We start from the raw sequence: 358 nt of genomic DNA on the forward strand, positions 1-358 counted from the left end.
GTGAGCTTACGGGCCAGCGTATGTTCGGTAAGGATAAAGAAGTTTTTGGACAGGTTATTACGACTGGCGAAATCTGGTCCTGTGGCCAGCAGCAGGTTATCACCGGCTTGTAATTTAATTTCCCCTAACTTGCCCGACAGGTTTTCACCGTCACGACGTATGGCCACCACGGCCGCATCAAACATGGCGCGAAAACCAATTTGTTTAAGGGTTTTATCGATCAGCTGGGCACGGTTGGAGATCACCACTTCGGTGAGGTTTTCGCGCAGCAAACCGTTAGACTCAGCAAACAAGTTTAAGCCATCAATATGACTAAGGCTGTCTACCCGTTTTACATTACCTGAGAAGATCAACTTAT

The 358-nt window shown here is 47.5% G+C and carries 1 protein-coding gene; it reads right to left on the minus strand.

The window, feature by feature from the left end; genetic code table 11:
* Positions 1 to 358: cation:proton antiporter regulatory subunit (locus J0A66_RS22135; RefSeq protein ID WP_206575996.1), on the minus strand; the 358-nt coding region annotated here is incomplete at both ends.

Origin of the sequence: Bowmanella dokdonensis (assembly GCF_017254865.1) — a bacterium.
GTDB lineage: Bacteria > Pseudomonadota > Gammaproteobacteria > Enterobacterales > Alteromonadaceae > Bowmanella > Bowmanella dokdonensis.